Below are 12,812 nucleotides of genomic sequence, written 5' to 3'. Positions count from 1 at the left end.
CGAACGATTGACCAGTGTTATACAGAGAATTACGACGAGTGCTGCGCTATGCTTCGCGGCGTTACGCCCGGCGCCCCAAGTGGGCCGGGCGCATCGGAATTTACCGGTGCGGCGCAGGTCAATCCGACAACGCCGGATCGCGGTGATCGAGTCATGGTTCCAGGAGTGGTAAATGGGTCACGCAACGAGTCAGGCAGGGGTCGGGCATTCTTCGGCAAAACCGCTGAGTCTGCTGGTGGGCGCGGTGGGTGTAGCCTATGGCGACATCGGTACCAGCCCGCTGTACACCATTAAAGAAGTGTTCGTCGGCGGCTACGGCGTGCAAGCCGGTCACGACGCCGTACTGGGCATTCTGTCGCTGATCTTCTGGTCACTGATCTGGGTGGTCTCCTTCAAATACATGGCCTTGGTGCTGCGTGCCGACAATGACGGCGAAGGCGGCATCATGGCGCTCACGGCGCTGGCGAGAAGGGCTTCAGCCAAATACCCGAAGCTGCAGGCGAGCATGATCGTCTTTGGCCTGTTCGGCGCAGCGCTGTTTTACGGCGACAGCATGATCACCCCGGCGATCTCCGTGTTGTCGGCGGTCGAGGGCATGGAGCTGGCATTTGACGGGCTTGAGCACTGGGTGGTGCCCATTTCTCTGGTTGTGCTGGTGGCGCTGTTTCTGATTCAGCGTCACGGCACCGCGCGGATCGGCGTGATGTTTGGCCCGATCATGGTGCTGTGGTTCGTGACCCTCGGCGTGCTCGGTGTCCACGGCATCCTCCAGCAGCCGGAAGTGCTGCACGCGGTCAATCCGGTGTGGGCGGTTCGCTTCTTTATCGATCATCCCGGCATTGGCGTATCGGTCCTGGGCGCCGTAGTACTCGCACTGACCGGCGCCGAGGCGCTGTACGCGGACATGGGCCACTTCGGTCGCAAGCCGATCTCGCGCGCGTGGTTCGCGCTGGTATTGCCGGCGCTGGTGCTGAACTACTTCGGTCAGGGCGCCCTGGTGATCCAGGACCCGGAAGCGGTGCGCAACCCGTTCTACCTCTTGGCGCCGAGTTGGGCGCTGTTGCCTTTGATCGCGCTCTCGACCCTGGCGACCATTATTGCTTCGCAGGCGGTGATCTCCGGGGCGTTCTCGATGACGCTGCAGGCGATTCAGCTCGGCTATATCCCGCGCATGTACATCCAGCACACCTCAAGCGACGCCCAAGGGCAGATCTACATCGGCGCGGTGAACTGGGCGCTGATGGTCGGGGTAATCCTGCTGGTGCTGGGCTTTGAGTCTTCCGGCGCGCTGGCCTCGGCCTACGGCGTGGCGGTGACCGGCACGATGCTCTGCACGACGATTCTGGTGGCGGCGGTCATGCTGCTGGCCTGGAAGTGGCCACCGCTGATCGCGGTGCCGATTTTGGCCGGATGCCTGTTCGTGGACGGCATGTTCTTCGCGGCGAACGTGCCAAAAGTTTTGCAGGGCGGGGCGTTCCCGTTCCTGGCGGGCATTGCGCTGTTCATCCTGATGACCACCTGGAAACGCGGCAAGCAGCTGCTGGTGGACCGCATCGACGAAGGGGGTCTGCCGCTGCCGATCTTCATCAGCAGTATTCGCGTGCAGCCGCCCCATCGCGTTCAGGGTACGGCAGTGTTTCTGACGGCGCGTGCGGACGCCGTGCCCCATGCGCTGTTGCATAATTTGCTGCACAACCAGGTGCTGCATGAACAAGTTGTATTGCTGACCGTTGTGTACGAAGACGCCCCGCGCGTGCCGGCAGCGCAACGCTTCGAGGTCGAGGCGTTTGGCGAGGGCTTCTATCGCGTGATTCTGCACTTCGGCTTCATCGATGAGCCGGACGTGCCGGCGGCCCTCAGCCTGTGTCACCTGAAGGAGCTGGACTTCAGTCCGATGCGCACGACCTACTTCCTCAGTCGCGAAACCGTGGTCTCGTCGAAACTGGAGGGCATGGCCCGCTGGCGCGAGGGTCTGTTCGCGTTCATGCTGAAGAACGCCAACGGCAATCTGAGGTTCTTCAAGCTGCCATTTAACCGGGTGATCGAACTGGGTACGCAGGTGGAGATGTAATCAGCTCCGTTTCGGTGCGATGGGGTTTAACCGGGAATGTGTCGGGTGTCACGACGCGAGATTGATGGCGTACATACAGGCCTCTGCCCGGCTGACGTCGATCCCCCGGGGATGAAACGTATCCCAGATGCTAACCGGCTTGAGCAGACCCCGAAAACAAAAAAATCCCCGCACTCGCAAGAGCGCGGGGATTTTTTATGGGTGCTGGATTACTCGGCGGCGGGCTCTTTGCCCTTCCACTTGTCGATCACCGCACTCAAGCGCTTGGCCAGGGCAGGGTAGTCTTCATCAAAGTGATGGCCACCGGGCAGCTGCATCTTCTCGCCGGGCGCAGTGGCTTCGGTGCAGCCGCTTTCGTCCTTCTCTTCGATGCCGTAGACGCACAACACCTTGTCGCCGGGCAGCTTGGCCGTTTCAGGCCCTGTCGCGGCTTCTTTACCGGCAGCGCCCAACCACCCTTCAACAGCGATCTCGAAGCTGCCGGTGCGGGCGAAGGCGAGCAGGATGATCCCGTCGACCCGCGCCTTGTCTTCTTCCGGCAAGCGGTTGTAGATCGCGGGCAGCACATCGGCGCCGAAGGAGTAGCCGGCAAGGACGAAGTGCTTGGCACCCCATTTCTGCCGGTAGTGGGCCATCAGCTCGCTGAGATCAGCGGCGGTCTGTTCAGGCGATTTGTGCTCCCAGTAATAACGCAGCGTGTCGATGCCGACGACCGGGTAGCCGCCCATTTTCGCCATGTCGCCTGCCACGTCCTTGTCCAGGTCGCGCCAGCCGCCGTCGCCGGACAGAAACAGCGTCACCGTGTCGGAGGGCTGTGAAGACGGCACCTCAACCACAGGAATGTTCAGGCCGCCGTTGTCATCACCACCAATCAGGCGACGGCGCACTTCGTTGTTCAGCACCTGCGGGTATTTGATGTCGTAATCGCTGATGCTGGTTTCGGTGTTGGGTGCGTCACGGACCAGCGTGGCGCTTTCGTCGTCAGGCCCATCGTTCCAGGCGACCGTCCACTTGCCGTGGGCGGCGGCTTTCGGCACAGGATCGGTGCAGCCCGGCTGATCGCGCACGAAGCCGACCGAGATGGCCCGGGCGTTGTCGTTGTTCTGACCGGCCAGCCAGCGCCAGGCCACCGAAGCACCAGGCCCGACACCGGCGACCAGATCAGGGGCACCGTCGAGCTTCTGCAGCGCAGCATTGAAGGTCTTGGCCTGAAGCTGACAGTCATCCTTCGGCAGTGTCACTTGGATCACACGAGCGGAAGCGTCGTAGCTCAGGGCGAGCAGTTGCTTCTCGGTCAGTGATTCTTCGGCGGTGACGGCCAGGGCGACTTGGGTTTTCACCTTGGTCGAGGGCACTACACGGATCAGCGCAGAGCCGTCGTCCAGGGTGATGTGTTCAAGGGTCGGTTGCGCGGCGGGGCGGTTCCACAGCCAGAAACCCAATGCCACCACCAGAATTACCAGGGCTGCGAGCAAAAAGCGCCAGTAGCGTTGAATCATCAGCGTTTCACCAATCCAGTCAGGCCGCCCGCGATCAGGGCGGCGGTATCTGCCAGTGCCACCAGCGGATCAAGTCCTGCGGGCACGGCCATATAACGAGGTTCCCAGTCAGGCTGGAATTTGTCTTTGAAACGGCGCAGCCCCTGGAAGTTGTAGAGCTGTTCGCCACGGCTGAACACCATCGAACCCAGACGCTGGGTCAGAGGTGCGCCACGCCGCGGTTGCAGCCCGGACAACGGCACCATGCCGAGGCTGAAGCGGGCGTAACCTTCTTTTTTGTAATGCAGGATCAGCCCGACCATCATGAATTCCATGGTCAGCTTTGGCGCTTCCGGGTGCGAGCGCATCAGGTCCAGGCTCGCCAGATCATTGCGCGAGGTCTCCAGCAGATTGGAGAACGCGACCGGCTTGCCCTGGAAATGGACGATGGCGATACGGAAATGCTTGAGGTACTCCAGGCTGAAGCGGCCCAGCGAGAAGCCTTTCTCGCGCACGTTCTTGCCCATTAGCCACGCATCGGAAATCACTTTGAGCTCATCCATGGGCGCTTGACCCACTTCATAGATTTCCAGCGACAGACCGTCGCGCCCACCCCGGTTCCAGGTGTAGCGCAGGTCCTTCATTTCCTTGCCCTTGGCTTCGATATCGAACTTGTGCAGATCCACCCGGGCTTCTTCGCCCAGCTTGATAGCAGTCAGGCCGATGTCCATGTAGAACGGCAGGTTCTCGGCGCGCACCTGATAGAACACAGGGCGGGCATGGTGAACGTCGCACAGATCGCGGAACTGCCAGATCAGCTCGGCCCGTTGCTGGGTCGGGCCAATCGGGTCGTACAACGCAACCAGGCTGCGGCCACGATGGGCGTACATCAGAAAGGCGTTGCCGTCCGGGTGCATCAGCACCGCTTTGTCGCCGGTGAGGACCAGACCACCATCGGGCTGGCTGGACGCTTTGATGATCTCTGCCGCTTTGGCCAGTTGCGCCTCGTCAGGCAGGTTGATCACAGGGCGAGCGGTGCGCAGCAACCAGGTCAGCGAGACGATCAACAGCAACACCGCGCTGCCCAGTGCCGAACGCAGCCCGCGAGGGGCGTCGGCGTCCAGGGTGAATTGCCACCACAACTGATGGCTGTAGGGCACGTCCTGGTAGGCGAACAGCAGCAACCAGACCGAAGCGCCCAGCACGCAAACACTGGCGACCAGATACAGCGGCGAAAACGGCAGCTCCAGCAAACGACTCGGGCGGTAGAACGAGCGCCGGAAGATCGCCAACAGGCACGCGGTCAGGAGCAGCAGGCTCGCTTCTTCCCAGTCGAAACCTTTGAGAATCGACAGGATGGAGCCCACAAACAGCAGAATCGTGGTCAGCATCCATGCCGCGGAGAGGCGACGACGCAGGCCCTGGGCAAGCAGCAGGCAGAGCACGCCAATCAGGCTGGCGCCGAAGTGAGAAGCGTCGATCAGTCGATGGGGAATGAGGAACCCGAGACTCTCCAGACGGGTATCAATCTCGGGCGTGGAGCCGGAAAACAGCAGTACCACGCCGGAGAGGAACACCAGCAACGCCAGAATCGGGGCGCCAAGGCCTGATGCAACACGCATGGCCTGTTGCGCGAAAAGCAGTCGCTTGGCCTCACTGTAGAGCAGCACCAGACACGCGATCAGCAGTGGCATCACCACGTAAATCAGGCGGTACAGCAGCAGCGCGGCAGCCAACGGTGCAGCGCCCAGTTCGTCGGCAAATGCGGCGAGCAGAATGGCTTCAAAGACGCCGACTCCACCGGGCACGTGGCTGAGAACACCGGCGGCCAAGGCCAGCAGGTAAACCAGCAGGAAAGCGCCGAAGGGTGGGGCGGAGGGCAGCAACAGATAAAGGACGGCCGCAGCGGCTGCAACGTCCAGCGCGGTGATCACCAGCTGCATCAGCGTCAGGCGCACGCCAGGCAAACGCAGCGTTCGGCGGCCGGCGCGCACCAGCAAGTTATGCGGGATCGTCTGTTCCGGCAGACGTCGGCGATAAATGGCATAACCCAGGATTGCGCTGATGGCCAACACCGCCACCGCCACGGTGGCCAGCACCGGCACCGACACATGCAGCGCCAGCGAAGCGGCGGGCAGGTCGCTCAAGGTCGCCAGGGCCGCCAGCGGGGGAAGTGCGCAACCCAGTGACAGGCTGGCGAATAGGGTCATGTGGGCAACTTCGCCCGCACCCACTCCCAGTCGCGAATAAAGACGGTAACGAACCGAGCCGCCGGACAACATTGACAGGCCTACGGCGTTGCCGATGGCGAACGCGCAAAACCCGCCCATGATCAGCGACTTCGGTGGCAGATCGACATTGGCGTAGCGACTCGCGGACCACTCGTAGCCCAGCAGAATCACAAAGCCGATCGCCGTCGCCAGCACCGCGCCCGCCAGAGAAGGCAGCGGCACGCTGAGCAGCGAATCCTGCAGGGCGTAGATGTCCAGCTCGGTCAGCATGTGCCGGCAGGCGATCAGGGCGACGGCGAACAAAAGGATGGTGACGCCCAACCCGATGGGTTGACGGTACTTGCTCACCAGTTCGCGTGGGCGCAATCGTTTCGGGGGAGCCGGAGGATGCTCCGTCACTGCTTCATTTGTGTCGGACGGGTTGGCGCGCATCAATCACTCCTTGGATCGTGCGCGACAGGATGGAGGTATACAGCCAAGTTACCAATCCCTACGCAAAAAATAATTCAGGATGTTAGCGCTTCAACGTCTAACGGGCGAATACCACGGGTACGTATCAGTGACCGTTCAGTCTAGGTTCAGTCGCTGGCCAGCGTATCGGCAGGGGCGATTAAAACTATTGCCCCGGCAACATACAGTAACAAGACCTCTCGGATGAACGCACCCCGGTAATGGGATGTGACAAGGATTCCGACCCGCTGTTCGTGAGCTTTCAGCGAGGCAAAAAAAAGGCCACTCTTTCGAGTAGCCTTTTTAGATGTTGGTTGCGGGAGCCGGATTTGAACCGACGACCTTCGGGTTATGAGCCCGACGAGCTACCAGACTGCTCCATCCCGCGTCTGTGTGGCGGCATTCTACAGTCGAACGACAAAGTGTCAACCTTTAATGCCAAGGATCGACAAAATAACCGTATCGGGAGCGTTGGGTCGCCTAAGTGGCGGTTGGACAAGGCTTTTATCGCAATCCGCGCCGAAGGGCAGGTCGCCGTCATCCATGGACCCGGTTTAATTCATATGAAGAGGTGAGGGGGGGGTAACGATGGGGGTGGGCTTGCTCAAACAGCGGCCACAAAAAAGGCCACTCTTTCGAGTAGCCTTTTTTGATGTTTGGTTGCGGGAGCCGGATTTGAACCGACGACCTTCGGGTTATGAGCCCGACGAGCTACCAGACTGCTCCATCCCGCGTCTGTGTAGCGGCATTCTACAGAGGATCGCCGGGGTGTCAAGCAATCGGCAGAAAAAAATGCTTTTTCTTCAAGCGGTTAGCGTGGCGGTTGGGACGGATATCGGTGGCGCGCCTCGGTTTAGGGGTATTTTGGCTGGTTGGGTGGCGCGCACATTCCGTAGGGAGCGAGGCTTATTAAGTGTCAGAAAGTCGCGTGAATGAGATACTGCGCGACCGCTTTCCTACGACTCCATGTGATGCCGCAGCGCAAAATCATCCATATCGACTGTGATTGCTTCTACGCCGCGATTGAGATGCGCGATGACCCGCGCCTGGCCGGCAAGCCCCTTGCAGTGGGTGGGTCGGCAGAACGGCGGGGTGTGATCGCCACCTGCAACTATGAGGCCCGGGCCTACGGCATTCGCTCCGCGATGTCATCCCGTCATGCGCTGACACTGTGCCCGGACCTCACCATCGTCAAACCGAGGATGGACGCCTATAAAGAAGCATCGAAAGAGATCCAGACGATCTTCCGCGACTACACCGACCTGATCGAGCCGCTTTCGCTGGATGAGGCTTATCTGGATGTCACGGAATGCGAGCACTTTGCCGGCAGCGCGACGCGCATCGCCCGGGACATTCGTCGGCGGGTCTCCAATCAGCTGCACATCACGGTTTCCGCCGGCGTTGCCCCGAACAAGTTTCTGGCCAAGATCGCCAGTGACTGGAAAAAGCCCAACGGGCTGTTCGTGATCACGCCTGATCAGATCGAAGACTTCGTCGCCCAGTTGCCAGTGTCCAAATTGCACGGTGTCGGCAAAGTCACCGCCGACAAGCTTGGCCGCCTCGGCATCATCACCTGCACCGATCTACGCGGCTGGAGCAAGTTGTCGCTGGTGCGGGAATTCGGCTCGTTCGGCGAGCGGCTGTGGAATCTGGCCCATGGTGTGGATGAGCGTCCCGTGCAGAACGACAATCGGCGGCAGTCGGTCAGCGTCGAAAACACCTACGACACCGATCTGCCGGACCTCGCCAGTTGTTTGCTGATGCTGCCGGCGTTGCTGGAAACGTTGAACGACCGCATCGGTCGGATCGACAGCCTCTACCGCCCCGGCAAGCCGTTCGTGAAGGTCAAGTTTCACGACTTCACCCAAACGACGCTGGAACAGGCGGGGGCAGGGCGGGACTTGAGCAGTTACGAGCAACTGCTGACCCAGGCGTTCGCACGCGGTGGCAAGCCTGTGCGATTGCTGGGAATCGGCGTGCGTCTGCATGACCTTCGTGCTGCCCATGAACAGCTGGAGTTGTTCAGCTGAGGCTGGTTCAGGCCAGGTTATTCGCTGCCCGGCGGCATTGCGACCAGTCGACCGGCGTCTTTTGCCAGTGACCGAAGGAATTCGTGCTGCAACTGCGGATCGTTGCGGGTCAGTTCGATCAATGACTGTTCCAGCTCACTGGCTTCTTCTTCCAGGCCCAGCTCGGACAGACGCTTGACGCGATGCACCCACTGGCTGACTTCGTCGTCTTCCAGATCGTCGTAAATCAGGTCATGGGCTTCAATCAGCTTGCCGCGCAGTGATTTGCTCAGCGGCAGTGTGGCAGTTGCCTGGACGTTGCTCTGGTCATCCTGAACCTTGATGTTCAGCTGGGTGACATAACTCAGGTTCTGCTCGGCGAACGGGCTGTCCAGCAGATTCACCCGCAGCACGCCGTTACGGTCCGTATTCAGCTCGTGGGCCTCTTTGCCCGCAGTGACTTCAACCGGCGCTTCACTCCACGGCAGGCTCGAATGCTCGACGCGATGATCGCGCTGCACCTCGTCGATACCGGCCAGGTTCTGTTGAGCGCGTCCATGGGAGGGCGCATTCATGAACGGGTTGACGCCCGCGACCCCGTAAGTGAGCCAGTCCTTGGTGACACTGTCCGGCAGGCTGCCGAACGTCAGCACGTTGACCACGTTGGCGCCGACGCCCGCGACGATGGCCACGGCGCCCAAGGGGATTTCATAGACTTCCCGCCAAGGCTGATACGGCGTGTACCGGTCGTAGTGGCGGGTGACTTCGAATTCAGTGATGTCGAAGGTTTTCAGCTCGTGGATGCGTATCCGGCGCTGGGGCAATTCCAGCGTCTTGGGCTCGCCAAGGTCGACCTGAAAACTGTGGTCGAGCAATTTGCGCTCGATACGTTCTTCATGCTCGCTGCGCTGGGACAGATGATTGGCACAGCCGCCGAGAACCAGGCTGGTGCACAACACAGTGCCCGCGAGACGTGAGGTATTTCGCTTGAACATGAGATCTCTAGGTGCAGGTAAGGCGCATCGCAGAGGCGTGGCGGATGAAAGCGCGCCTGCACAATCGCAGGCGCGCCATCCGGTCAGCGCTTGATCCGGTCCTTGATGAAAGACAACACATCGGCAACAGGCAGGGCCTGCGCTTCGGCTTCGATGCGGCTCTTGTATTCGAGGTTGCCCTCGGCAAGGCCACGGTCACTGACCACGATGCGATGCGGAATGCCGATCAGTTCCATGTCGGCGAACTTGATCCCAGGGCTGGTCTTCTTGTCGCGATCGTCCAGCAGCACTTCGAAGCCCGCCGCCGTCAGTTCGGCGTACAGCTTGTCGGTTGCCTCTTTGACTGCATCGGTTTCGTAGCGCAGCGGCACGAGGGCGATCTGGAAAGGCGCGAGCGCGTCGCTCCAGATAATGCCGTTTGCGTCGTTGTTCTGCTCGATCGCAGCCGCCACAACGCGGGACACACCAATGCCGTAGCAACCCATGGTCAGGGTGACCGGCTTGCCGTTCTCGCCCAGCACCTGGCACTTCATCGCGTCGCTGTACTGGGTGCCCAGCTGGAAGATGTGCCCGACTTCGATGCCGCGCTTGATGATCACATTGCCCTGACCGTCAGGGCTTGGGTCGCCGGCGACGACGTTACGCAGGTCAGCCACGGCCGGAACCGGCAGGTCCCGCTCCCAGTTGACGCCGAAGTAGTGCTTGTCATCGATGTTCGCGCCAATGCCGAAGTCGCTCATCAGCTCCACCGAGCGGTCGATGATGCACGGCAGCGGCAGATTCAGCGGGCCGAGGGAGCCCGCGCCGGCGCCGATGGCGTCACGCAGTTCGGCTTCGGAGGCCATGACCAGCGGGCTGGCGACTTGCTCCAGATTGGACGCCTTGATTTCGTTGAGCTCGTGATCGCCACGGATGATCAGCGCAATCAGCTTGCCTTCCTCGGCAGCATGCACAACGAGGGTCTTGACGGTCTTTTCGATCGGCAGATTGAACTGCTCGACTAAGGCCGCGATGGTCTTGGCGTCGGGGGTGTCGACAAGGCGCAGTTCTTCGGTCGGGGCAGGGCGGCTGGCCTCGCGCGGAATGGCTTCGGCTTTTTCGATGTTGGCGGCGTAGTCGGAGGTGTCGCTGAATACGATGTCGTCTTCGCCGGACTCCGCCAGTACGTGGAACTCATGGGAGCCCGCACCACCAATGGAGCCGTTGTCAGCCACCACAGGGCGGAAGTTCAGGCCCAGGCGGGTAAACACGTTGCAGTACGCCTGATGCATACGGTCGTAGGTTTCCTGAAGGGAATCCTGGGTCGCATGGAAGGAATAGGCGTCCTTCATGATGAATTCGCGGCCGCGCATCAAACCGAAGCGCGGGCGGATTTCGTCACGGAATTTGGTCTGGATCTGGTACATGTTAATCGGCAGCTGTTTATAGCTGTTGAGCTCGTTGCGGGCCAGATCGGTGATGACTTCTTCGTGGGTCGGGCCCGCGCAGAATTCGCGATCATGACGGTCTTTCAGGCGCAACAGCTCAGGGCCGTACTGTTCCCAGCGGCCTGATTCCTGCCAAAGCTCTGCCGGTTGAATGCCCGGCATCAATACTTCCAGCGCGCCCGCTGCGTTCATCTCTTCACGAACCACCGCTTCGACCTTGCGCAATACCCGCAGGCCCATGGGGAGCCAGGTGTAGAGACCGGAGGCAAGTTTGCGAATCATGCCGGCACGAAGCATCAGCTGATGGCTGATCACGACCGCATCGGATGGCGTTTCTTTCTGTGTGGCGAGCAAATATTGACTGGTACGCATGGTCGGCCGTTGTCGGTTGCGGTGACTGGGAAATGACCCGGCATTGTACGGTGGTGGTATCGCTGAGTACAGGCCGGACGGGCGCCGCAAGGGGAGGGATTGTCAACCGTGCGCCCATGAAAAAGCCCGGCGCGAAGGCCGGGCTTTTCGATAACGAGTGTCAGACAGTGCGATTACAGGACCGAAATCGGGTAGTCGACGATCAGACGGAACTCGTTGATATCACCTTCGCCTTCGTCGGCATTGGCGCGGTGCCACGCTTGACGAATACGGAACGACAGGTCTTTGGCCGGGCCAGCTTGAACGACGTATTTGGCCTCGACGTTGGTTTCGTGGTGGCTGCCGTCAGCACCATAAAGACCGGTGTAAGAGCTGTTGGATGGAGTATGAGTACCATCAATGTTGGTACCGCTGACGTAACGGGCCATGAAGCTCAGGCCGGCCACACCGTAGGGCGCCATGTTCAGGTCGTAACGACCTTGCCACGATCTCTCGCCCGGGGCGTTGAAGTCGGAGTATTGAATCGAGTTCGCAAGGAAGATCGAGTCGCCGCCTTTATTATTGTCGCCGATACCGATGTAGTCGAACGGCGTATCACCGTTAACTTTCTGGAACGCCAGTGTCAACGTATGCGCAGCCAGGAAGGAGTAAGCAGCCGAGCCCGACCATGCGGTGTTGCTGATAGTGCCAGCTTTGGCACTGCCGGTATCTTTTGTGTTGTAGATGTTGAAGTCGAACGCCAGGGCTTGGTCGTCAGTTAAAGGCAGCGCGTAGTTGATGTTGCCGTAGTACTGGTTCCAAACGTCTTCCAATTTGGCGTAGTAGAAACCAACGCCCAGATTGTCGGTGATGGAGTATTTACCACCGCCGAAGTCGGCAGTTTTCGCTTCCACCGCTGCGTAAGTTGCAAAAATGCCGCCATCATGGCTGGTATCGTTCTGGCTGGTGCCCGAATAGAAATGCCCGGCTTCAACATCGAGACCTTTGATCTCGCTGCTCTGCAGGCTCAGGCCGCTGGCAGTCTGTGGCAACAAGCGAGAGCCACCCACCGCGAACACTGGGTTCTGAGGCTGCATGTCCCCGATCTTGAGTTCGGTTTTGGAAATCCGGAACTTGGCGGCGGCACCGGCTTTGCCGAAGCTGTCGTGGTTGTCGCGGAAGCCGTCGGAATTGGGTGTGGTGTCCAGCGTCAGGTTGCCAGAACCCGAGTGCTTGTCGTCGCCGCTGAGTTTGAAGCCTGCGTAACCAAAGGCGTCGACACCTACGCCGATCAGACCCTGGGTGTAACCCGAAGTGAAGTTGCCCCAGAATCCCTGAGTCCAGTCACGTTGGTCTTTGCGACCTTCGTCGTGCAGGATGTGGCGGTTGAAGTAGTAGTTACGAGCCTTAACGTCGAGCTTGCTCCCCTCTACAAAACCAGTTGCTTCGGACTGATCGCTTACGAATGCCGCAGCCGATGCCAATTGGGTGCTGGCTGCAGTAACTGCCAGTGCGATTGCGCTCCACTTCATCACTCTCATCGTGACTTTGCTCCTTTGGTTTTTAAGAAGAGTACTGCCGTCCACCTGTTTTTTTATATGGCCGGCTTCTTTCTTTTTGGTGTCGGCGAAATCTACAACACGCTGACATTATTGGCGATAGTGACAAACCTATCCTTTCAGTTTCTTTACGGCCTTGTCGCCGCCAGCTTTGTCCATGTCGCTACTGAACAGCCCCTGTTTATTCAACCGTGCGCTACCGGGTCACTGTGGACGCTGAATTCATTCATCACTCATCGAA

7 protein-coding genes and 2 tRNA genes are annotated in these 12,812 nt (G+C 60.0%); 2 read left to right on the top strand and 7 right to left on the bottom strand.

The window, feature by feature from the left end; genetic code table 11:
* Nucleotides 1-172 precede the first annotated feature (172 nt).
* A complete protein-coding gene (locus tag BBI10_RS15370) occupies nucleotides 173-2,071 on the top strand; it encodes a potassium transporter Kup (RefSeq protein WP_065989764.1) in 1,899 nt (632 codons plus the stop codon).
* A 209-nt stretch (nucleotides 2,072-2,280) separates the two neighbouring features.
* Here the strand turns inward: BBI10_RS15370 and BBI10_RS15365 are convergent, their stop codons facing one another.
* From BBI10_RS15365 to BBI10_RS15350, 4 genes are all read right to left on the bottom strand, one after another.
* Nucleotides 2,281-3,570, bottom strand: a complete 1,290-nt coding sequence (locus tag BBI10_RS15365) for a virulence factor family protein (RefSeq protein ID WP_065989762.1) — start codon at nucleotides 3,568-3,570, stop codon at nucleotides 2,281-2,283.
* Nucleotides 3,570-6,212, bottom strand: a complete 2,643-nt coding sequence (gene mprF / locus BBI10_RS15360; protein WP_065989761.1) for a bifunctional lysylphosphatidylglycerol flippase/synthetase MprF — start codon at nucleotides 6,210-6,212, stop codon at nucleotides 3,570-3,572. The genes BBI10_RS15365 and mprF overlap by 1 nt, the downstream gene beginning before the upstream one ends.
* Nucleotides 6,213-6,541: 329 nt before the next feature.
* A tRNA-Met gene (locus BBI10_RS15355) sits at nucleotides 6,542-6,618 on the bottom strand.
* 269 nt (nucleotides 6,619-6,887) lie between these two features.
* A tRNA-Met gene (locus tag BBI10_RS15350) sits at nucleotides 6,888-6,964 on the bottom strand.
* 237 nt (nucleotides 6,965-7,201) lie between these two features.
* Between BBI10_RS15350 and dinB the strand changes: the two genes are divergently transcribed.
* A complete protein-coding gene (gene dinB, locus BBI10_RS15345) occupies nucleotides 7,202-8,260 on the top strand; it encodes a DNA polymerase IV (RefSeq protein ID WP_065989760.1) in 1,059 nt (352 codons plus the stop codon).
* 17 nt (nucleotides 8,261-8,277) lie between these two features.
* Here the strand turns inward: dinB and BBI10_RS15340 are convergent, their stop codons facing one another.
* The 3 genes from BBI10_RS15340 to BBI10_RS15330 form a co-directional block, all read right to left on the bottom strand.
* Entirely contained in the window at nucleotides 8,278-9,234 is a 957-nt protein-coding gene (locus BBI10_RS15340; protein ID WP_065989758.1) for a hypothetical protein, read from the bottom strand.
* Between the two features lie 83 nt (nucleotides 9,235-9,317).
* On the bottom strand, nucleotides 9,318-11,033 hold the full coding sequence (locus BBI10_RS15335) for a proline--tRNA ligase (RefSeq protein WP_065989756.1): 1,716 nt from the start codon (nucleotides 11,031-11,033) through the stop codon (nucleotides 9,318-9,320).
* A gap of 173 nt (nucleotides 11,034-11,206) precedes the next feature.
* Nucleotides 11,207-12,553, bottom strand: coding sequence for an OprD family porin (locus BBI10_RS15330; RefSeq protein WP_065989754.1), 1,347 nt, complete (start codon nucleotides 12,551-12,553; stop codon nucleotides 11,207-11,209).
* Between the last annotated feature and the right edge of the window lie 259 nt (nucleotides 12,554-12,812).

Origin of the sequence: Pseudomonas graminis (genome assembly GCF_001705435.1) — a bacterium.
Taxonomy (GTDB): domain Bacteria; phylum Pseudomonadota; class Gammaproteobacteria; order Pseudomonadales; family Pseudomonadaceae; genus Aquipseudomonas; species Aquipseudomonas graminis_B.
The sequence above is the reverse complement of the archived record's forward strand: the minus strand, read 5'-3'. Positions and strand labels throughout refer to the sequence as shown.